Origin of the sequence: Nostoc punctiforme PCC 73102, from assembly GCF_000020025.1 — a bacterium.
Taxonomy (GTDB): Bacteria; Cyanobacteriota; Cyanobacteriia; order Cyanobacteriales; family Nostocaceae; genus Nostoc; species Nostoc punctiforme.
Genome location: NC_010628.1, coordinates 1,282,805 through 1,305,403 on the forward strand (window position 1 = coordinate 1,282,805; position 22,599 = coordinate 1,305,403).

General features: G+C 40.9%; 21 protein-coding genes. 9 read left to right on the forward strand and 12 right to left on the reverse strand.

All coding sequences use genetic code 11. The features are described from left to right. Positions 1–228: 228 nt before the first annotated feature. From NPUN_RS05455 to NPUN_RS05510, 12 genes are all read right to left on the reverse strand, one after another. Positions 229–1,542 carry an NAD(P)H-dependent oxidoreductase gene (locus NPUN_RS05455; protein WP_012407819.1) on the reverse strand — a complete coding sequence of 438 codons (1,314 nt, stop codon included), beginning with the start codon at positions 1,540–1,542 and terminating at the stop codon, positions 229–231. Positions 1,543–1,651: 109 nt separating this feature from the next. Beyond that, positions 1,652–2,893, reverse strand: a complete 1,242-nt coding sequence (locus tag NPUN_RS05460) for a glycosyltransferase (RefSeq protein WP_012407820.1) — start codon at positions 2,891–2,893, stop codon at positions 1,652–1,654. Positions 2,894–3,031: 138 nt separating this feature from the next. Next, positions 3,032–3,586, reverse strand: a complete 555-nt coding sequence (gene rfbC / locus NPUN_RS05465; RefSeq protein WP_012407821.1) for a dTDP-4-dehydrorhamnose 3,5-epimerase — start codon at positions 3,584–3,586, stop codon at positions 3,032–3,034. A 203-nt stretch (positions 3,587–3,789) separates the two neighbouring features. Continuing rightward, a complete protein-coding gene (locus tag NPUN_RS05470; RefSeq protein ID WP_012407822.1) occupies positions 3,790–4,641 on the reverse strand; it encodes a phytanoyl-CoA dioxygenase family protein in 852 nt (283 codons plus the stop codon). Positions 4,642–4,690: 49 nt separating this feature from the next. Continuing rightward, positions 4,691–5,698 (reverse strand): glycosyltransferase family 2 protein, encoded by a 1,008-nt coding sequence (locus NPUN_RS05475; RefSeq protein WP_012407823.1) that lies wholly within the window; start codon positions 5,696–5,698, stop codon positions 4,691–4,693. A 199-nt stretch (positions 5,699–5,897) separates the two neighbouring features. Beyond that, positions 5,898–7,166: a class I SAM-dependent methyltransferase gene (locus NPUN_RS05480; protein WP_012407824.1), complete on the reverse strand. Its 1,269-nt coding sequence runs from the start codon at positions 7,164–7,166 to the stop codon at positions 5,898–5,900. A gap of 110 nt (positions 7,167–7,276) precedes the next feature. Beyond that, entirely contained in the window at positions 7,277–8,305 is a 1,029-nt protein-coding gene (locus NPUN_RS05485; RefSeq protein WP_012407825.1) for an NAD-dependent epimerase/dehydratase family protein, read from the reverse strand. 432 nt (positions 8,306–8,737) lie between these two features. Continuing rightward, complete coding sequence (gene lhgO / locus NPUN_RS05490) at positions 8,738–9,952, reverse strand: L-2-hydroxyglutarate oxidase (protein ID WP_012407826.1); 1,215 nt, start codon at positions 9,950–9,952, stop codon at positions 8,738–8,740. A 100-nt stretch (positions 9,953–10,052) separates the two neighbouring features. Then, positions 10,053–10,826, reverse strand: coding sequence for a glucose-1-phosphate cytidylyltransferase (gene rfbF / locus NPUN_RS05495; protein ID WP_012407827.1), 774 nt, complete (start codon positions 10,824–10,826; stop codon positions 10,053–10,055). Between the two features lie 328 nt (positions 10,827–11,154). Next, complete coding sequence (locus NPUN_RS05500; protein WP_012407828.1) at positions 11,155–13,323, reverse strand: tetratricopeptide repeat protein; 2,169 nt, start codon at positions 13,321–13,323, stop codon at positions 11,155–11,157. A gap of 56 nt (positions 13,324–13,379) precedes the next feature. Next, complete coding sequence (locus NPUN_RS05505; RefSeq protein WP_041565922.1) at positions 13,380–14,162, reverse strand: PP2C family serine/threonine-protein phosphatase; 783 nt, start codon at positions 14,160–14,162, stop codon at positions 13,380–13,382. 50 nt (positions 14,163–14,212) lie between these two features. Then, positions 14,213–14,887 carry a vWA domain-containing protein gene (locus NPUN_RS05510; protein ID WP_012407830.1) on the reverse strand — a complete coding sequence of 225 codons (675 nt, stop codon included), beginning with the start codon at positions 14,885–14,887 and terminating at the stop codon, positions 14,213–14,215. Positions 14,888–15,637: 750 nt separating this feature from the next. On the opposite strand from NPUN_RS05510, the gene NPUN_RS05520 reads away from it, so the two are divergent. The 9 genes from NPUN_RS05520 (at position 15,638) to NPUN_RS05555 (ending at position 22,460) form a co-directional block, all read left to right on the forward strand. Then, the gene (locus NPUN_RS05520) at positions 15,638–17,023 is read left to right on the forward strand and encodes a response regulator (RefSeq protein WP_012407831.1); all 1,386 of its coding nucleotides are present in this window, start codon (positions 15,638–15,640) and stop codon (positions 17,021–17,023) included. A 43-nt stretch (positions 17,024–17,066) separates the two neighbouring features. Next, complete coding sequence (locus NPUN_RS05525; RefSeq protein ID WP_012407832.1) at positions 17,067–17,429, forward strand: response regulator transcription factor; 363 nt, start codon at positions 17,067–17,069, stop codon at positions 17,427–17,429. A gap of 32 nt (positions 17,430–17,461) precedes the next feature. Beyond that, on the forward strand, positions 17,462–17,662 hold the full coding sequence (locus NPUN_RS05530; protein WP_012407833.1) for a type II toxin-antitoxin system VapB family antitoxin: 201 nt from the start codon (positions 17,462–17,464) through the stop codon (positions 17,660–17,662). Beyond that, entirely contained in the window at positions 17,659–17,832 is a 174-nt protein-coding gene (locus NPUN_RS41580; RefSeq protein ID WP_167315577.1) for a hypothetical protein, read from the forward strand. Before NPUN_RS05530 ends, NPUN_RS41580 begins: the two co-directional genes overlap by 4 nt. 108 nt (positions 17,833–17,940) lie before the next feature. Then, positions 17,941–20,391, forward strand: a complete 2,451-nt coding sequence (gene pheT, locus NPUN_RS05535) for a phenylalanine--tRNA ligase subunit beta (protein ID WP_012407834.1) — start codon at positions 17,941–17,943, stop codon at positions 20,389–20,391. Positions 20,392–20,500: 109 nt separating this feature from the next. Continuing rightward, complete coding sequence (locus NPUN_RS05540; protein WP_012407835.1) at positions 20,501–20,770, forward strand: YciI family protein; 270 nt, start codon at positions 20,501–20,503, stop codon at positions 20,768–20,770. Positions 20,771–20,898: 128 nt separating this feature from the next. Next, entirely contained in the window at positions 20,899–21,693 is a 795-nt protein-coding gene (locus tag NPUN_RS05545; protein ID WP_012407836.1) for a Tab2/Atab2 family RNA-binding protein, read from the forward strand. Positions 21,694–21,883: 190 nt separating this feature from the next. Then, positions 21,884–22,114: a type II toxin-antitoxin system MazE family antitoxin gene (gene mazE, locus NPUN_RS05550; RefSeq protein WP_012407837.1), complete on the forward strand. Its 231-nt coding sequence runs from the start codon at positions 21,884–21,886 to the stop codon at positions 22,112–22,114. Continuing rightward, positions 22,101–22,460, forward strand: coding sequence for a type II toxin-antitoxin system PemK/MazF family toxin (locus NPUN_RS05555; protein WP_012407838.1), 360 nt, complete (start codon positions 22,101–22,103; stop codon positions 22,458–22,460). The genes mazE and NPUN_RS05555 overlap by 14 nt, the downstream gene beginning before the upstream one ends. Positions 22,461–22,599 lie beyond the last annotated feature (139 nt).

The following is a 22,599-nucleotide window of genomic DNA, read 5'->3' on the forward strand; positions in this document are numbered from 1 at the left end:
TACGTTGATAGGACTTCGGAGATCCCCCCAACCCACGCCAGTCGCTCCACTTGGGGAGACCCCAAGACCGCGCTGGCTCCCCTTAAAAAGGGGGGCTTTTTGTAATTTTTACCCCCTTTTTAAGGGGGTCGCCGCAAGCGGGGGGATCTTATCCGAAACGTATTAGGGGTGTACAGCTGTACACCCCTACAGCCAATTCATTTGTCGCAAATATTTTTGGAATCGATATTACCCAACTGCTACCAAGATTTTTTCTGGGGCGAAATAATTGTTTTGCTCAGTTCTTAGTTGGTCGCAGAGTCTGCCTTCAGGTAATTCTACATCCTCATAAGTGAGAACTTGATCCTTAGAAATATCTCGTTTGAGGCGACATCCTTCAGCTAAACCAATTGGTAGGAGATTTTGCTGTTGGACGATGGGGTAATTTTCACATTGTCCGTAGGTCATATAGTAACCGATGCCATCTAGGGTTTCTCCAGCTTTCAGGTCGATTTTGGCGGTGGTGACAACATCTACTAACGGGCCTGCTAGCGGAGACATTACAGCATCACCGAAGAGGACAGCACGCGCTACGGACAGGGGAACTTCAAAATGACAGAGGTGATAAGGAGTATAGAAGCTGTAAAGAGGGCCTTCGCCTAATTTGTATAAGTTGAGATAGTGCTGTTGCTTGGGGTCGTCGTGAGTGGCAAATACATATACGCCTGGGCCTGGTTTTGCTCCAACTACATAATCGACAATACCGCCCAGTTCTTTGAGTTGTTCAACGTCATATATATGGGCCATTTCATCGACATAACCGTTGAAGTTATATCCCAGCATTCCCCGTTTGGCGACTTTCATCCCTGTGGCATTGGCAACGATCGCTTGCTCAAAGGAAATTTTGGTTCCGTCTGCAAAGCTAGCCACCATGTGGGGCTTTTGACCCCAACGTTTAGCAAATCCTTCCTGGGTGGTGGGATTGCGATAAGGGTCTTGGAGTCCTTTAATGTTACCGCACAATAACGGAGTTAGACCAATGCTTTTGACAAAACGGTAGAGGTTCATTTGCACCCCTGGCTGATCGCCATCACAGGCGCTGAGAATCACACCTGCTTTGTCAGCATAGACTTTGAGGATGGGGCCAATGGTGCCGTCGAGTTCGGCATTCATCATGATCACATGCTTGCAATGAGCGATCGCTTCCATTACGATGTGAGCGCCAAATTCCACTGCACCTGTGACTTCGATTATGGCCTCGATGCCCTCAGCCCGACACAGTAACTTAGCGTCTTCTGTGACTGCATACTTACCGTTTGCGATCGCATCTTCTAATTCGCTGACAGTTGCAACAACTTGAATATCTTCAATTCCTGCTTCCGAATAAGCTTGTTTAGCTGCATCAATCTTGCGATTGGAGATAGCAACTAACTCCATTCCTGGCACTGAATTGACAATTTGGTTGGCAATTCCTCGACCCATAAAACCAGCACCGATCATTCCTACCTTGATAGGATTTCCTGCTGCTGCACGGGCTTGTAAGGCGCGATCGATAATAATCATGAACTAAACTCCTTTTTGGAACTGTTGGTTGTGATACAAATTCTCTATAAACTTGTACTTAATAATTTTTTACAGCCAAATATTAAGTACATTTTCATGGGAATTAAGATTAGCTATGGCTACTAACTGGTTGTTTGCTAGGCGCTATAGAACCAGTCTGTTTTTCCTGGCTGTGATTTTCGATAATTTGCTCTACAACATTTCTGTAAACTTGAGCAAATTTTTCTTTAGTATGATTTGCTCTTGCATATTCCCATGCCTGACGAGACATTAGATTTAGGTCTTCTACAGGCAAATTGGAAATACTTCTAACTTTCGCCTTAATTTCGCCAACAGAAAGATTATCGAAAATCACACCAAAATCATGAACATCGACACCAGATTCGTAGCTTAAAATGGGAATTAACCCAGCTTGTAAGCAACTGATTACTGCTCCTGACTGTCCTTCAGAAACGGAAGGATAAACAAGCCCTAGACAGTTATTTGTAACCTCTATAAAGTCAGGACTACTAACATTAATCCAACCATAAGTGTGGATGTTAGGTGTTTCGTACAGTTCTTTATAGAAAGCTTGCTCAAATTCTTTGTCATTACTTACTGGACCACAAACTGTTAAATGGTATTCCGGCATTTGGGCAAAGGCATCTAAAACTAAATCTAATCCTTTCAGGACTAAAGCACTACCACCAAACCACAGAAAACGCTTTCTTACCGCTTCAAAATCTTTCTTTTCAGGATAAGGATAAACGCTAGGCGAAGAAATTGGGATACGATACATTGGTTTTTTGGCATACTTAAATGTATCAGTTGTGAAATCATTACCCAACACAATCGCACAATCGGCATGGTCAATTCCCAAGTTAGGAACCTCAAATCGTTGTGGTTTTAAGGTGATACCTTTGCGCCGTTGTAGTTCTAGAAGCCTGTTGCATTCTGCTGCATTACGAAAGACCATATTCGCAATGTCAACGTGGAAAATTTTGATGCAATCTTTATTGAGTTTTGGTGCAAGTGCTTCCATCCGATGACGGATATCGATGAAAAATGCGTAGTGCTTTTGCGGAACGAATTTATCATTGTGGAACTGGATAACATCAACGTTGTAACCCAAGTCTAAAAAAGTTTGGGCTATTTGCCAAACTTCCCAGTACCAAGTATGGTCGTTAGGCATTAGCTGACCAGGTTTTAAGAGGAATGGCTCAATCCGATAAGAAAGAAGTACATTCCCCTTGGAAGGCTGTTTTGGCTTTAGAGAAACAACCTGTAAGGTCTTAGCGTAATTGATCCGAGCTTGAACTTTTTTGGAAACAAAAGAGATAGTTTTTTCGACACGAGATAAAATATTTGACATTTATTTCTACCCAAATTCATTAATTTAATATCTCAAGTTTTAATTAGTAATTGACATTTTTATGTACACCAATTCTAATTTTTCTCCTTTGCGGTTCGTTAAAAAAATAATTTTACGAACCATTTAATACCCCTGTCTTTATCTAGAAGTACCGCCAACTGTCATCATTCTTAACAAAGGCCAATTTAAATCTTTCTCAGATATTTCAGTCACATCTAGAGGCCAATCAATGGCAAAGAATGGGTCATCATAGCGTAAACCTCTCTCATACCCTGGCGTGTAAAATTCGCCTACTTGATATACAACTTCAGTCTCATCTGTGAGTGCTTGATAGCCGTGAGCAAACATTTCTGGAACATACAAAGCGCGGCGGTTTTCTGGTGTTAATTCCACACCAATATGGGATAAAAAGCTAGGAGATTCAGGGCGCATATCAATAATTACGTCATAGATAGCGCCTTTAGTACAGCGAATTAATTTCGTTTCTGCTGCTGGCAGAATTTGATAGTGCATTCCCCGGATAGTGCCTTTTTTGTAGTTAAAAGATAGGTTGCATTGGGCAACTGTTGGCTTTAATCCGTGTGCTTCAAATTCTTGAGCGCAGAAAGACCGAGCAAAAAAACCACGGTGGTCTGGTTTTTCTTCTAAATCAATAATGAATGCGTCTTTGAGTACGGTTTCAGTGAAAATCATTTGATTGCTTTGAGGTAAATGTTGATTAAAGAAAAGAAACAAACCACAGAGGCGCAGAGGGCACGGAGAGATGAGAGTTTGAGATATATTTTGTGTTAGTAATCTAGAAATTTCATCGGGTGCAACTCCTTTCTTTCTCTTCCTCTATGTTCTCTGTGCCTCTGCGGTTAATTAAATTAGATATTCTTCTGGCGAGAACGTTTTTAAGTCGAAGCTTTAACTGCATCAGATGCAGAACGTAACTCTGCTCTGGGATAAGTATCATCCCAGTATTGGGTGCAGAGGTCTGGCCGTTCAGGAGGATTGGCGGTGTAACAAAAGAATAGTGTTGACCGGTCTTCTGTACGAACTGTGCCGTGATGTAAAGCATTTTTCGTATCTACAATAATGACTGTACCTGCTGGACCTGGGCAGGATTTCCAAGCTGATTTGGGGATGACTGGTTTTACTTGTTCATCGTCGATACCCATATAGCCTGACTTCCAAAGTTTGTAGTAAAGTCGAAAATAATTCCAACTAAATAAGGAAGTTAACGAGCGAGGGATGTATTGAAAAGGCCCAGTTTTTTCTTCTACATCATTCAAGTAAATAATGATTTTGATAATCCGTCGGTCTTCGGCATCGCTATGCCATAGTAGCGTCCCAAACTGATGTTTACTCTTGAAATCTTTGCGTAAATGTACACCATGAAAAGCAATTGGAAGACCGATATAATTTTCGATGATGTTGAGTAGCCTTTTCTCTATCCCCCAGGCATAAAATTCTGGTAAACCTGTAACTGTATAAATTTGTGGCAATCTTTCATCTAGATGCTCATTGGTGGGATTTTCCATCTGAAACAATTGATGGTGAGCAGCTTTGAGCAGTTCTGAGCTAGAGTCGAACCCTAAATCTGCCAAGTTGGTGACGCAAACACCATCTTTTTTGAGGGTCTTAAGGATGTTGCGATCGCTTCCTGCTAATGCTGGCAGATTTTTGCTATGCTTCCAACGAGCTAGGTAATATTCAAAGTCAGATGAGAGTGTAGCTATTTTGCGTTTAATCGCTTTGAACATGGCGCAAATCCTTCTCTTATTGATATATAGTTGTTAGTAATTAGTTAGTTTATGGCTTATAGGTACGTACTTCTTCAGTAGATATTTCGCTTGATTCTGCTAAACCGAATTCTTTAGAAACCATCACATCAAAAGCACATAAGCTGACTAAAGCCAAAAATGGAACTACTGTTTTGATGGCAGACATCGGCCATCTTCTTAAAGCACCCAAGAAAACTTTTAAGTTGACTTCTTTACCGTTCTGCAAAAGCATCCGTCTACAAAATTGCTTAGAATATCCACTCTGCTCTAATTTCAAAATCACTTCAGGAATATGTTTGTATTGCATTAACAGTGCTGACTTTGGTTCTTTCTGCCAATAACTCACACCAACAACACATTCTAAATAAGTCTCTTTAGTGACAATTACACTACCATTAGCAGCACAATATCCGGCTAAATATGCTAAAGATATCCAGTTATTCTCAGCATCTTGCCAATCTTGTAGAGCGCGTTTTACTAAGTCAGTGCGATAGACTGTAGCAGTTAAAAAAATGACTGCGCCGACACTTTTTGAAAAACAATGTTCAAATATGGCTTTACCATCACCCTTACCATCTTCACTATCAACATCAAACCAGCGATTACCAACGATTGTTGGTGGATGAACTGGTTCACCAGTCAGTTGGTTACGACCGGAAAAATTGAGGAACAATAATGTTAAATCTTCGTGTTGTTTAAGTTTGCTAATCACATAAGCAATTGCTATATCTTGAATTGGGTCATCATCGCCGATTGTCCAAACATATTTTGTTGTTGTAGACTTTAGGCAATACATAATATTTTTAACTACGCCTAAATTCTTTAAATTCTTATTTGATTTAAATGTAATATTGTTAAGTATTGCTTGCCATTTTTGGATTACCTCTTGAGTATTATCTGTTGAACAATTATCGGAGACTAAAATCTCACATTCATCTTCAAAACCTTTGATAGCTTGAGCCAACCATGTTAGCTGTTTATCAAGTAACCCGGCACGATTATAAGTGGGTATGGCAATAGTCAGGAGTTTATTCATATTAAGCTTAAATCTATAGTTAAAAGGCTACTAACAACAGCTTGTTGATAAACAAGTTGCTTTTAAGTGGATTTTTTGATATTTGACAACAAAAGCTTTATGAAACTACGCCTTTTAGTTACTTTTTACCTATTGTCTATGCTCATAACGGCAACAATAAAATAGTAATAAAAGGCGCTTTTTGGGTTATAATTAGTAATTACGATGCTATTAAAAGCCTATCCGGAATTGGACACGGATAAATTTTTACTTCAGGAATTGGTACAACAAACTGTCCACCCCACTCGCCAATAAATGCCATTTGTTCCATAATTTCCTCTTTGAGATTCCAAGGTAAAATTAGGACATAATCTGGTTTAGTTTCGCGGATTTTGTCTGGTTCAAAGATGGAAATATGAGTCCCAGGCAAAAATAAGTCTTGTTTGTAAGGATTGCAATCGACTGTGTAATCGATAAAATCTTTCCCAATCCCACAGTAATTAAGCAATGTGTTGCCTTTGGCTGGTGCGCCATAACCAACAATTGATTTTCCTTCTGCTTTTGCACTCAGAAGGAAATTTAATAGCTTATGCTTTGTTTGTCTGGCTTTTTCGCCAAATGTAATATAAGTCTCTATCCGATGCAGTCCAGCAGAAATTTCTTTTGTTTTTAGATGGCTAACTCGGTCACTGATGCCAGGACTATCAGCATTGTCATGTTTGGCATAAATTCTTAGTGAACCGCCATGAGTTGATAATTCCTCCACATCAAAAAGTTGCAAATTGTGTGCTGCAAAAATCTTTTCGATAGCAAGAAATGAGAAGTAAGAAAAATGCTCGTGATAAATAGTATCAAACTGATTTTGTTGAATCAATTGCAATATGTGAGGAAACTCCATCGTCAAAATACCATGCGGTTTGAGGATGAGTTTCATTCCAGCTATGAAATCATTTAAATCTGGTACATGAGCTAAAACATTATTGCCTATCAAAAGATCGGCTAGTTTTCCTTGTATCACAAGTTCTTTGGCAGTCTCAACCCCAAAAAACTTGTTGATACTAGGAATACCTCTATCTTGAGCTATCTTAGCTATATTTGCGGCTGGTTCTATTCCTAAAACTGGGATTCCCTTTTCTACAAAATATTGCAGTAGGTAGCCATCGTTGCTGGCGATCTCAATAATTTGATTATGACGATTAAAGCCAAATTTTTCTACCATCATATCGGTGTAAGCTTTGACGTGCTTTAGCCAACTTACTGAGTAAGAAGAAAAGTAAGCATAATCGCTAAAAATACGATCGGGAGTTTCAAATTGTTCTAATTGAACTAAAAGAGTGTCTTCAGACACATAAGCATGGAGCGGATAAAATTTTTCGGCATGATTTAGCTGTTCTGCTGTCAGATAAGCATTGGCTAAAGGTGACATTCCTAAATCAATAAAGGTTTGGTGCAGAGGTTGACCACTAAAACGGCATTTTGCGTTCGCCATAAATTTCAACTCACTGATTACAAATAATTTGATGGATGAAATAAGTCCGAACCAAATATTGTTGATTCGGAAACTTAGATTATTTCTTCTTTGCTGCTAGGCAGCTCTATCTACTTTTTATTCCAGAAGAAATCTTTGTCAATTTGCTCGGTGCGGATTAGATACTCTAGCTGTTTTAAGCGAGTAAATCCTCTAAACAAGAAAGTGTCTTCAGCCATATCTATTTGGCTAAATAAATCAAATAGCTGCTGGGCACCAAGTCGGGCATTCCAATCACATTTAAATCCGGGGAGAATTGTGTTGATTTTCTCGAAGGATACCCGATAGCTGCGGTTATCTGAGCCGTTGTCACCAAAGGACAATTTACAATCTGGGAAAATATCAGCAATAATTTCTGCGATTTCTTTGACACGATAGTTGTTTGCTGTGTCTCCCACGTTGAAGATTTGGTTATGTACAATATCTCGTGGTGCTTCTAAAGCACAGACTATTGCTTTGCAAATATCCAGTGCGTGGACTAATGGCCGCCAAGGTGTACCATCACTGGTCATTTTGATTTGTTTGCTAGTCCATGCCAACCCAGCTAAGTTGTTTAAAACAATATCAAAGCGCATTCTGGGAGAAGCACCAAAGGCTGTGGCATTCCGCATAAAGGTGGGAGAGAAATCATCGTCAGCTAGTGGTGTGACATCCCGTTCTACTAGAGTTTTGCACTCTGCGTAGGCTGTTTGGGGATTAATTGGGGATTCTTCTGTGACATCACCTGCGGTAGCAACACCGTAGACACTACACGAAGACATATATACAAAACGACGCACACCCATAGCTTTAGCTAGGCTAGCGAGACGAACTGAACCTACATGATTAATTTCGTAGGTAATATTGGGTGCTAATTGTCCGGCTGGGTCGTTAGAAAGTTCCGCCATGTGAACTATTGCTTCAACACCTTCCAAATCATCAGGGGTGATGTTGCGGATATCTTTGTTAAGGGTTTTAGGTGTTACCCCATTAGCGTTGTATAGCCAACCAACTTTATAGAACCCTGTATCTAGGCCGATAACTTCATGTCCACGTTCGATTAACAGAGGCGGTAATAATGAACCTAGATAGCCTTCTGTTCCAGTTACTAATATTTTCATTGTGGTTAACGCCTTTGTATTGATGAGTTAAATTTTTCGTTTAGTATAGGCGCACAGATGTTCGCCCTAAAAGGTGTTGCATCCAAGAAGGAACCGCTATATTTTTCGTTTGTATGCAATCATTTGACCTCTCTCCTCTTAGGAGAGAGGCTTTGAATCTTGCTCTCATTCCCTTGTAGGGAAGGGGTTGGGGGTTAGGTCATTGGACTCAACCCAGAAGCGCTATATATAACTCGGCTAACAGTCATTACATAGTTTGCCGACTTACCTATTGAGTAACAGCACTCTATAGCGGTTCTTAATTGATGCACTACACTTTTTTCTTGTGAGATAGGTATCTTACCCGTCTCTTATATTTCCAGGCTGGAAAAGATGCCCACTATACAAGATTCATCCTTTTATTCAGCAGCCCGGAAGTAATAACAATGTTATCTATGCAGTTACTGCAATATCTAGATGCGAGGGTTGGGGAATTTCTGCTACAAGCGCTTTGCCGATTTCTAGAGAAGATGTGGCCGCTGGAGAAGGAGCATTGCAAACATGGATGGAGTTTTGACCGGAAACAATCAAAAAGTCGTCTACAAGTTTGCCGTCGTTCATTAAGGCTTGAGCGCGAACTCCTGCGTGGGTGGGAACTAAGTCTTCTGCTTGGACTTCGGGAATTAGTTTTTGCAAACTTCTGGTGAAGGCTGCTTTACTAAAGGAACGAATGATTTCTTGGATGCCTTCATCAGCGTGTTTGGCTGCCAATTTCCAGAAACCAGGATAGGTGACGACTTCAAGAAAATCTCGTAAGTCAAAGTCGGTTTTTTTGTAACCTTCGCGTTTGAGGGATAGAACCGCATTTGGTCCTGCGTGAACGCTACCATCAATCATCCGGGTAAAGTGGACACCCAGGAAGGGAAAATCGGGATTGGGAACTGGGTAAATTAGTGTTTTGACGAGATAGCGTTTTTCTGGAGTGAGTTCGTAGTATTCTCCCCGGAATGGGACGATTTTGGCTTGAGGTTCAACTTTACCTAGTTTGGCGGTGCGATCGCTATGCAATCCCGTACAATTAATTACAAAGCGGGTTGCAAAGTTACCTTTGTTTGTTTCTAGTACCTGATTTTTACCACTTGGGGAGATTTTCAGAACTTTTGTATTGAGATGCAAATCTCCGCCCTGTTGTTGAATTAGCTGGGCATATTTCAAACAAACTTGCTTGTAATTAACAATCCCAGTTGAGAATACCCGAAGCCCACCTACGCATTTTACGTGAGGTTCAATTTCCCTGACTTCTTCGGGGCTGATTCTCTTAACTTCTATACCATTGTCTAAGCCGCGTTGGTAGAGATTTTCTAGACGTGGTAGTTCTTGTTCTTCTGTTGCAACAATGACTTTACCACAAACTTCATGTTCTATTCCATGCTCTTGGCAAAATTCTACCATAGAGCGAGAACCATCACGACAAAATTTAGCTTTGAAACTCCCTGGTTTGTAGTAAATACCAGAATGAATTACCCCGCTATTATTGCCGGTTTGGTGAAATGCCCATTGACTCTCTTTTTCTAGTACTAAAATACGCGCATTGGGATAGCGTTTTCCTAAAGCCAATGCTGTAGAGAGTCCAACTATTCCCCCACCTATAATCGCAAAATCATACATTAGTATTATCGTACTTAAAATTACAGTAAATCCATAAAGTTATTTGGGATTTGGTACTGGGTATTGGGTTAGAAAAAATCTCCCCCAGCCCCCAGTTACCTTACCATGCCTTCCAAGGAGCCTGACTGCTTTTCCATAGCCCCTCTAGATAGTTTTTATCGCGTAAAGTATCCATTGGTTGCCAAAAACCATCATGTTTGAAAGCAGATAGTTGTTCCATATCAGCTAACTTTTCTAATGGCTCTTGCTCCCATACTGTAGAGTCATCAGCAATCAAATTGATTACTTCTGGTTCTAACACAAAATAACCGCCATTAATCCAAGCTCCATCACCTTCAGGTTTTTCCCGAAAGCTGGTAATTTTAGTTTGCTCATATCCCAAGGAAATGGCTCCAAAACGTCCGGCTGGTTGAACCGCTGTGAGTGTTCCTAATGTATTTTGCTCTTTATGAAACTTCACTAGCTCGGTGATATTAATATTACTTACACCATCACCATAAGTAAAGCAAAAGGTCTCATTACCAAGATGTTCCCTGATTCGCTTTAAGCGTCCGCCTGTCATGGTATTATCACCCGTATTGACTAAGGTAACACGCCAGGGTTCTGCATAACCAGAATGCACGTTCATCTGGTTGAATCGCATATCAAAGGTAACATCTGACATGTGTAAGAAGTAGTTAGCAAAATACTCCTTAATTATGTAACCTTTGTAACCGCAACAAATTATGAAGTCATTAATGCCGTGGGCGGAGTAAGTCTTCATTATGTGCCAGAGAATTGGCTTACCACCAATCTCAACCATCGGCTTGGGTCTGATACTAGTTTCTTCACTGAGGCGTGTACCAAGCCCTCCAGCCAAAATCACCGCTTTCATGCAATTACCTCGGAGATTTGTAGGGATATTATTTTATTTGACTTTTCGACATGAAGAGGATGCACTTAGATAGAGAAAAATTGATTTCTGATTTGTTTTTCTCCGTCAATAATCTAACTGCAATTTTCCCCGAAATTATAAAGGAAAGATAAATTAACATCTTTTCTATATAAAAGCTCTATGAATATCTATAAATATGAAAATAAATTACTTAATTAAATAAAAATGTTACCAAATAAATAACTAGGGTTAGCTTGCACTAACCCTAGCTAGGCTTGATTTCTCCAATCAAAACCGATAATAGGCGAGTAAAAAAACTTACTTGTTTTTAGTTAGTTTTTTCCAAATTACTTGAGCTTTGAAATAAAGGATCGCATTTGTTTTCTACGACTACACATAAGTTACTGAGTGCTTGCTGATAATTATCCATATCATCTTGCTCAAGAAACATTTTGGCAGATGCCTGTACATCTTCGATCGCTTTCGCCTGATTTTTGTTAGATTCACTACCACCATATTGTGCCAGTTCATAACGAACCATACCTCGTTTGAGATATACTTTTGCTAATTTAGGGCTGATAGTTAATGCTTGGTTAAAGTCAGCGATCGCTTGATTGTATTCTTGTTCATAATTGCTGCTATATTGAGCAATTTGATAATAGACAACACCTCGCTGAAAATAAGCTTCTGCTTTCGATACATTACGTTTTATAACCTGAGTGAAATCTGCAATCGCTCTTTTGTAAGCTTGTTGAGATTCACCGCTATATTTAGCCATTTGGGTGCGGACAATCCCTCGTCTGATATAAGCTTCAATTTCGTTCTTATCCAGACCGATGGCTCGATTATAGTCTGCGATCGCTAGGTTATACTCTGTATCAGGATCGTTGCTATATTCGGCGAGCATATAGCGGGCATTACCCCGATTCACAAGGGCTTTGGTTTGATTGGGATTGATTTTGAGAGCTTGGCTATAATCTGTAACTGCTCCTTCGTAGTCTTTGAGGTTATAGCGGGCATTGCCCCGATTTACAATTGCTGTGGTATGTGTTGGTTGTTGTTCAATTGCTGCGGTAAAGCTGGCAATTGCTTTTTCATAGTCTCGGTCTTTGTAAGCAGCATCACCCTGCTGAAAGTAGTCAGCGAAGCTAAGTTTATTAATCGTCTGGCGAGACTTTAATGTTTGTTGAGTGTAAGAATTTTGGGAAACCAACGGCTGAGTAAATTTAATCATTACGTCGGCATAACCCAATAAACCGAAACCCAGCAAACAACAAATAACCGGGTACAATTTTGACTTTTTGGAACGTTTATAAGATGAACCGCTTGGAGTAATTACTGGCTGCCAATAATTACCTAAGTGCGGTGACATACTGCGCTGGGGAAAATGCGGTGTCTGGGTGTAGCGCTTTTTCGCTTTGATTCGCGGTTGGAGATGTTCTCTAGCTTCTATAGCCCGATGTGATGGGAAGGGGTCGCGTCCACCTAATCGCACGGTACGTTCACACCACGGACAGCTAGGCATGTGGTTGTTGTAGCGATGCTGGGGATTTGTGGTGCAGGTAATTAAGGAATCTTCGGCTTCAGCGATGGCTGAGAGCCAAGTCTGGGCATTGGGGCGCAGTTGTGGGTTGTTGTGACCATCTTCAAAACAACGGACAAATAGTTCTTGTAGGCTGGGATGAAGAATTTCCCAAGGGGGTGCAATGGGGGTAGGTAGATAGGGTACGTACCGCTTTTGGCTATAAGTGAAATGCCCTGATGCAATGCGGGCTTCGTAGGGCGGTGGCTCAATAGAGCCTTGAAAAATCCCCGAAAATGGGTGAGTGCCTTCCATTAAGAGTTGGAATACCAGCACTGCTAACCCAAATAAATCGTGAGAAATTTCGCGATCGTGTTGGGCAAAAGTTTTATTCTGTAGTTCTGGTGGCGTAAACTCTGGTTTTCCGACTGGGCAGCGATAAACAACATTGCTGTTGGGGTCGAGTACTTGGAAAGAGTCTGTGTCTATCAAAGTCACCAGTGCGGTGTCACTGACGAGGATATTTGACTCGTTCACATCACCAATGCAATATCCACTAGCGTGCAAAGCAGCAATTGCTGCCGCCAAGTTACGAGCCGTGCGGAGCAGGTACTGATAGTTGAATAGGGGACAGTGTTGACGACGGGTTCTGGGGTTGTAAAAGTCGATGATTGGACGCATCCCCTGAATCCGTGGCATCAAAAAGCCCAAGATGCTATTTTTGCCATCTGGTGTCCGCAATAAATCCTCTGGCCAAGCGATAGAGATATGACCCAAACTAGCTGTCGGGTTTTCTGGCGGGTTGGCAAGCATCGCCTGTAATTTATCAGCATGGGCTGTAGTTGGCTTGTGGTAAATCTTCGCCACCAAGTCATTATCAGATGGCACTGCATAAACACAAGCTTCACCGCCACGCCCCAAACTGACATTGAGGCTGAGGATTTCTTTTCTAGGGGAACAACGTAGTACCTGCATAATGAAATTACCGCTAACGGAAGTTATTTAAGATGTGAAACCTGTAAATTGATTGCTCATGAGTCGTTGAATGCAGCTATAATGAGTGTTAAATCATCATCAGTGCGTTGTGTAATTCGGTCTGAGCGTAAAAACTTTACTAACTGCTCCTTCGCTTCTGTCTTATCTTCGGTATTAGCTACAAATTCAAACAGTGGAAAAAAGAATGGTTTGTGAGGTTCTCCAACAACCATATTCAAAGCCAGCATTTGTAGTCCGTCGGTGATGATACCAACATTAACTATCTCGGTGCGCCATAATCTCATCTGCGCTGTATCTAAGGCAGTAGGAGAAGTTAAAAAAGTGGTTTCGTTGATGTACTCGCCGCTATCAGGTATAGTTAGAGCGAGGAGATTGCCAGCGCTATCTTTTGCCACTGCCAAACCATCACCTATTTGCACTACAGCTACAACTTCTGGTGTGGCAACCATCATAATTAAGGTAGTTGCTAAATCTTGAGGCTGTTTGTCACAAGTAGCCGCTTCAGCCTCCACAGCTTTTTTGGCAGCTAGTATGGCATCATTTAAGAGCGATCGCACAAACGCATCATCACTTAAAACTTTTTGGGTGATTCCTTTGGTGGAAATACTTTCTATTGCTGTCTCCACAGCAATCATCGCTCCCACTTTCCCAAGGCTAGCAGAACCCGCACCATCTGCTGCGGCTGCCACTAAAACATTATCAGACAATATTTGCCAGTGATGAGCATCCTGACATAACTGCTTGTTTTTTAAGTGACTTGTACCACATACCGACGCAGCCACAATCCGCCATTGAGCAATCTGTTTTGATATTTTCATAGATTTTTTTTCAACAGCTCGCTGTGTCAACATCAAGCTGCGATTTTTAATTAAACAGTCCCCCAACCAATCGGCGGTAGTGCTACCTGTTCGTCTACCTGCGAATGAGAAACAGCCGACATACTAGTTGATAGCCAGACAAACATCTCGATGAAATTTAGTCCTTTGAGCTTCAAAGGTGTACGCACAGTTATTTGATTTAAACGTGTCATATTCGCATTTTCTACACCAACTGTAAAGAATGCTACACGCTTGTTCGCCTCGTCTCCCTGTAAGCGCACAGATGCTTGCTCCACTACATTCTCTAACTCACCTTGGGGTTCTCCATCGGTAATCATGAATACCCAAGGACGATAATAAGCAATCCCATTGGTACGATACTGAGATTTCCGATCTTGAATTATGTCCAAAGCTTTATGAATGCCTGCACCCATTGTAGTCAAGCCCTGTGCCGTTAAAATGGGTGGATTAAATTGATCGGCAGTCACAAAGTCTTGTACTACATTGACATTACTATCAAAAGTGACGATCGCCACTTCCACCCGTCTTGCGGCTAAGGAATTTTTGACTAATTCATCCTTTAGACTGAGCAAACCCTGATTTAAAGCCTCAATCGGATCTCCTTGCATCGAGCCAGATGTATCTAGTAAAAGTACACAAGGACAACGTGGTTCTGGGTTCTCAGCAAATTCTACTACTTCATCAAGTCTTAATGTATCATGCATAACTTTTTGTGTTATGTTAAAGTTCAAAGCTTTATTTCCTTTTTGTCCGAGTATATAATTTCAGTCGTCGAGGTCACTACAGAATATAGTATCTAGTGGTAGATGCTCTAATCTTTATTAAACAAATTATTTTCATGAAGTTCTCAATATATTTTTTAAGAAAAACTTGAGTACGGCTTAGTTTAGCAAAAAAGAGTTTATCAAAACCCAGTGTTACCTGTTGTAATGTATCTACCAAAAATTTATATCCATTAAACCTACAGTACAATAAATACGTAAACTTTCCCAGATAAGTTTTTAAAGATTTTATGTAGAAGAGTTTTTCCTTTACAGAAAAATTATTAACCATAATTAAGACCGTTAGCTTCAGAAGTATACCAGCGTAACCGCGTGAACTTGGAATCAAATTTGCCTGCTTTTTGTGAGTAGGCATAAATAAACGTCATTACTAAGGTCTTAAGGTAAGAGTCGTCAGAGTTGGTAAAATCCCGAATTAACCGATATTTACTGATAGGCTAGCTATGATAAATGTTTCTCTTTATTCATACTTACTTGTGGCTTAAGACAAATTAAGTAAAAAGTACCAAATGTAACAAATAAGTTATAAAACTTATAATTTTTAAAATATATACATATTTTAAAAGGAATAACTTGTACGTAGATAAATATTACAAAGAAGAGAATACTTCATCGTTGATATTTTCAATCTACAAATGTTCAGTTGTTGATTCCGCAAGAAACTTGAAAAATATGAATAACTCAGGTGCATTCACCAAACTACGCCCTCTAAGTTTGTTAAGACAGTTATCCAATTGCTTTGATAGTACTTGTTTACAAGCATTAAGTAACTCAGTTCGTTGGTCAATTTACTTAGAACAGGGCAAAATAACTTACGCAACTCATTCAGTGGAGCCTTTTGATCGACTAGAACGCCATTTGCGCCGCCTCAGCCATCAAATTCCCCTGCTTACTAGCGAGGTGCGGGTTCAAGTCCGTCTGATGTTTGAACCTGACTCACACAATCAGTTACTCGAATATGACAGCAATTCCAGAAGCCACCCTCCTGAATATCAGGCGATATCCTGGCTTGTTAGTCAACAACATCTACATTCTACACAAGCAGTAGTGCTGATTCAAGAATTAGTTAAAGAGGTGATTGAATCATTTTTGCTCATTAAAGAAGGTATTTATGAATTAACAGAACCGCTTGAGAGAATGCCAAGAATTTGTAGGCTAGATGTAGAAAAAATTCTAGAACGTTGTCAAGGAAGATTACAGAATTGGCAAGCTTTTGTTCCGCAAATCTCTTCTCCATATCAACGTCCATATCTGTTGATTAACAGCAAAATTGAGGAAAAAGATTTACCAAAGCTTCAGCCAGATTTGATTAATTGGATGAAGGGTTTCAGCTTGTGTCATCTGGCAACAATTTTGAATCAAGATGAAATTCAATTGGCTCGCAATTTATACCCTTACATACTTAATGGTGCGATTATCTTGCATGAGCCAGATCCACCTTATGATAAATTACCAAAGCTATTTGAAGAGCAATCGCTTTTATCAAAATTAATTCCAGAGATAGAAAATACCACAAAAGAGCTAAATAGCACCATCAACTCTTACCCTGATATTGCTGAAGAGAATATATCTCCTGTTTCAGGATTACCACAGATTTCTCTTCCTCCCCAAGAAGACTTTCAGGAACCAACACTATCAAATAACATAAATCTTGCTTCCCAAAAAGTAACAGCTGCTACTGTAACGACACAAAAAGTCCACAAAATCGTTTCTGTAGATGATAGCCCCACAATTCTCAAAGAAATTAGCCGTTTCTTAGAAAATGAAAATTTCTCTGTAGTGACTATTAACGATCCAGTAAAAGCCGTTTTATCAATTATAAGGCACAAACCAGACTTAATTTTGTTGGATTTAAATATGCTAGGAATAGATGGTTATGAGTTGTGCCGAATTATACGAAATAATTCGATATTTCAAAGAACTCCTATTATTTTTGTTACTGGTAATAAAGGAATTGTAGATAAAGTAAAAGCCAAATTGGTCGGGGCATCTGGATATCTGACTAAACCGTTTACTCGTGCCGAATTACTTAAAATAGTCTTCATGCATTTGACTTAAATTAACCACAAAATCTAATAGTTGTGAGCTAGTGAGGATAAATATGGCTACAGTGTTGGTTGTTGAAGATACTCCTTCTCAATTGGAATTAATCAATAGTTTTTTAAGAGACAGTGGATACACGGTGATTAAAGCTTATGATGCCAAAGATGGCATGAGCAAAGCAATAAATCACCATTTGGATGCAATTATTACTGATGTGGTAATGCCAGAAATTAGCGGTTTTGAATTCTGCCGTCAATTAAAAAAAAATCCAGTGACTCAAAAAGTACCAATTATTATTTGTAGTTCTAAAAATCAGCCAATTGATAGGATTTGGGGAATGCGACAAGGTGCAAATGTTTATTTAACGAAGCCTTTTACTAAACAGCAATTACTAAATGCACTCAAATCTCTTGTAGAGTGAGAGAGGTAATTCGTAATTAAAAGAGTCAGCACATGGCTACTAATCTAGAAATTGACGAAAACTTAATTAAGGAAGCTCTCAAACTTGGTGGTCATCCAACTAAGGACGCGGTTGTTGAAGAGGCATTACGAGAGTATGTGCAACTTCGAAAGCAACTGAAAATTCTGGAGCTATTTGGCATGATTGAATACGATGATGATTATGACTATAAGCAACATTATCGGAGTGGATGAAAGTCAACGAACCGCAGAGGCGCAGAGAACGCGGAGAGAATAAAGAGGGATTTTCATATCACAAAACTTGTCTGCACGTTTTTAATGATGTGCAACGCCTTACTAGAGCCGATCGCACAAAATGTAAAGATAAAGCAAAAAAGCGATATTGTTCTGCCAGTGTAACGTAGTAGGATTGTTCAAGTGAAAGGGTACGCCTAGCAGGATGAGTAGCCATCGATCGCTAGTAGGCACCCTAAAATAAGAACAAAAGACGATTCCTAAAACAAGCACACTCCATGCGTATTTCTCTAAATTGGCTGCGCGAACTAGTAGAGATAAAACTAAGTCCAGAAGAATTAGCCGAAACCCTGACAATGGCGGGGTTTGAGGTTGAAGATATTGAAGATCGCCGCACTTGGGCAAATGGCGTGGTTGTAGGGAAAGTGCTTGAGCGTCAACCCCACCCCAACGCCGATAAATTAAGTGTTTGCCAAGTCGATATCGGTGCAGGTGAAACTTTAAATATTGTCTGTGGTGCTGCCAATGTGAAGGCAGATATCTATGTACCGATCGCAACTACGGGTACTTACTTACCCAACATCGATTTAAAAATTAAACCTGCAAAACTTCGTGGTGTCCCTTCTCAGGGCATGATTTGTTCTTTAAAGGAACTCGGTTTGCCCACCGATGTAGACGGAATTCATATTTTTACCCAGGAAAATTTACCATTAGGTAGTGATGTACGTCCTTTGTTGGGTCTAGATGATGTAATTTTAGACCTGACTGCAACTGCCAATCGCGCTGATGCTCTCAGTATGGTAGGTGTAGCCAGAGAAGTAGCAGCTTTAACTGGTGGAAAATTGAGCATCCCTGAACCTAGTGAAGTTTCTATTAGCAAAAATACTGGAAATTTAACTTTAAAAATTGCTGATACACAAGCTTGTCCTGCATACATCGGTACGGTAATCGAACAGGTAAAAATTGCTTCATCTCCCGAATGGTTGCAACAGCGTTTGCGTGCGGCTGGGGTGCGTCCTATAAGTAATGTGGTGGATATTACTAACTACGTTTTGTTGGAATGGGGACAACCATTGCACGCCTTTGACCGCGATCGCTTAAAATCAGTTGCAGGTAGCGAAAATTTAAGCATCGGCGTTCGTTTCGCTAATAATGGCGAATCTCTCAAAACCCTAGATGGACAAACTCGCACCCTAGCATCCCAAAATTTGTTAATTACCGCTAACGATAGGCCCGTTGCATTGGCGGGAGTCATGGGTGGGGAAGAAACGGAAGTCTATGAAGGGACTCAAAGCCTAGTTTTAGAAGCAGCTTTATTTGATTCTGTGGCAATTCGCCGTTCTTCGCGCAGTGCAGGCTTAAGAAGTGAGGCTTCTGGGAGATATGAACGGGGAGTTAACCGCGCTGAGTTGGAAATAGCTAATCGCCGCGCTTTATCCTTAATTAGCGAATTAGCGAGTGGAATTCTTGTCCAGCAGGAAATTGCCGACACTCGCCCCGATCCTTCTACCTGGAGTCGTTCGATCGCACTGCGTTTAGACCGAGTTAATCAGATACTAGGGCCAATCGATTTGGGAGAGGACACAGGTGAACTCCAAGGACAAGATGTTGAGCGCATCCTGACTGCACTAGGATGTCAGTTGACTCCTTCAGTTGAAGATAGCAACCATCAACCTACATGGTCAGTTTCTGTCCCACCCTATCGTTACCGCGACTTAGAGCGAGAAATTGATTTAATTGAAGAAATCGCCCGTCTCTATGGTTACAACAGATTCTGCGATACTTTACCAGAAAAATCGGAAGGTGGTTATCTGCCTTTAGACGAGGAACTGATTCGCAAGTTACGGGCTTTCCTCCGGGCTGAAGGATTGACAGAATTAATCCACTATTCTTTAGTCAAACCAGGAGAAGACAGACAGATAGTACTGTCAAATCCTTTATTTGCCGAATATTCAGCGCTGCGAAACGATTTGCTATCTGGGTTGATTGATGCCTTTCAATACAATTTAGAGCAGGGTAATGGTTCCCTGAACGGCTTTGAAATAGGGCAAATTTTCTGGCGAGAAGAAGACGGTTTGCAAGAAACAGAAGCCTTAGCTGGGATTATAGGAGGCGATCGCACCGTTGGCAAATGGTCAAAAAGTGGACGCGAAGAACCCATCACCTGGTTTGAAGCCAAAGGCATTTTAGAAAGTGTATTTCGGCAACTTGCCTTGCAGGTAGAATTCCAACCCGATTGCCGAGATAATCGCTTACATCCAGGACGCACCGCTTCCCTGTGGATTCGGGGTAACAGGCTAGGTATTTTTGGACAACTCCATCCCCAATTGCGACGAGAAAAAGGTTTACCAGATTCCGTTTATGTTTTCCAGTTAAATCTAGATGTGCTTTTAGATTCTCTGGGAGAAGATGAAGTTCTGGTGCCAACATTCCAGCCTTATTCTACCTATCCAGCGAGCGATCGCGACATCGCCTTTTTCGCACCCGTGAAAATCTCAGTTTCCGAAATTGAAAAAGTAATTACCAAAGCAGGTAAAGATTTGCTCGAATCTGTGGAATTATTTGATGAATATCGCGGTGAAAACGTCCCCGAAGGGCAGCGGAGTTTAGCATTCCGCTTAATTTATCGGGCTAGCGATCGTACTCTTACTGAGGCAGAAGTCGAACCAGTACACAATAAAGTCCGCGAAGCCTTGGTGGAAAAATTTGGTGTAAATCTCAGAAGTTAGTCATTGACCATTGGTCATTTGTCATTTGTTAAGAGTTAGGAGTTAATTCCTCACTCTTAAACCTACTGGTTCCAAAATCTAAAATCTAAAATCCCAAATTGGTAAAGTTATGCCTAAATATGTACTCTGGGGAACTTACTGCGAAGACGTTCTCGAAAAACGCACCGCCCACCGCCAAGCTCATTTAGACGGATTAGCAAAACAGAAAGAATCCGGTGTGCTGATTACTATTGGCCCCACCAAGGATGTCACAAAAGTTTTTGGGATTTACGAAGCCGAAGACGAAGCCACTGTGCGCCAGTTGATTGAAAACGATCCTTACTGGAAAAATGGCATCTGGACTGAATATTCTGTCAAAGAATGGATTCAGGCTTTTTAAATTGGGTATGGGGTATAGGGCATTGATTATAATTTTCCTCCCCCATTCCCAATTCCCCATTCCCAATTCCCACTTGCCCTGAGCGTTCGCGTAGCGTCTTGTAGAGAAGCCGAAGGGATTCCCAATTTATGAAAATTTGGCAGGTTGATTTTTATCGTCGTCCCTCACAAGATGCATCGGGACAAATTTTATGGGAGTTGTTGATTTGTGACGCAACTCGCAGCTTTGAGTATGAAGCTACCTGTCTCCAGTCAGCAGCAAATTCTAATTGGGTTGCTGCTCAACTTGAGCTAGCCGCAGGTGAAAAATTGCCAGATGTAATTCAGGTGTTTCGTCCGCAGTCTCTAAGCTTAATTGAGGTGGCGGGACGCAATTTAAGTATAAATGTCGAACCTACACGCCATACTTTGGCGTTGAAACAGTGGTTACAAGAAAAGCAATATCCCTCAGCCCTAGATAAACCACCTCCAGCACCATTACCAGAGAACCTCTGGGGAGAACAATGGCGGTTTGCGACTCTAGCTGCTAGTGATGTAGAAACGAGATTTAGCGATCGCCCCATTCCCATTTTGCACATCCCAGAACATCTCAAACCCATCAACTTGGGTTTAGCGTCAACAGTGCCTGTCCCTGGTGTAGTAATTTATGGTGGACGGCAATCCATGCGACTAGCCCGCTGGTTACAGCAAGCCCGTCCTGTAGCGTTAAACTACATATCTGGCGCACCAGACGGCTTAGTATTAGAAGCGGGCTTAGTAGATAGGTGGATTGTTGCCACTTTTGAAGATCCAGAAGTTACAACAGCAGCCCAAACATATCAACAGCGAAAAAAGCATTGCCGAGGATTGCATTTTTTGTTAGTGCAACCAGATGATTCCGGTATGACTTATAGCGGCTTTTGGTTATTGCAGGCAGAAGATTGATATGGCGTTGCCAAAAATATCTGTCCGCTCAATTTCTGCTCAAAAAATAGACTTAAGCTATGTCTGACGGTAAGTCACTACGTGTCTACCCTTTATTGTAATTTGCCTATGTAGGTAAGGTACATAGACTTGGCAAATTATAGTATGATGATTAAATCATACTAAACAGTAATATTAAAAATTAATATAGATGCTCAAAGTTACAATTACCTTAGAAGAAGACATTCTGCAATTTGTAGATCAGTATGCACAGGGAAATCGTAGTGCATACATCAATACACTGCTAGCAGAACACCGCCGCCGAATTTTGGCAGCAGAAATGATTGCAGCCCTCAAGCAGGATGCTGAAGATCCAGAATATCAAGCTGAAATTGCTGCTTGGGATAGTGTTGTTGGGGATGGCATAAATGCCAGGGAGTAATTTAACTTATCGGCGAGGAGAAATACGTTGGGTGAATCTCGATCCAACAGTGGGCGCTGAGGCAAAAAAAATCCGCGCTTGCTTGATTGTGCAAAATGACATCATGAATCAGTATGGGTTGCTGACAATTGTGATGCCATTTCGGCCCGGAAGTAAACAAGCGCCCTACGTTGTAAATGTGAAAGCAACACCAAATAATGGACTAGACCAAGACCGTTTTATAGATATTGGCCAAATTCGTGCTGTTGACCATAGTCGTATTTTGGGCTTGCTGGGCGTGCTGGAGTCAGAATACTGGGAACTTATTCGTACAGCCTTAAATATAGTTCTGGGTTTTGTGCTTTAGGGGTGTTAGGGAATAAAAGTAGAGATTATAAGTCAATACATTTCAGATAAGACCAAAACACTTGTAGAGACGGCGATTTATCGCGTCTCAAAACCCACGATTTTGTAGAAGTAGCGCTTAACCCAAGCGCATTGGATTA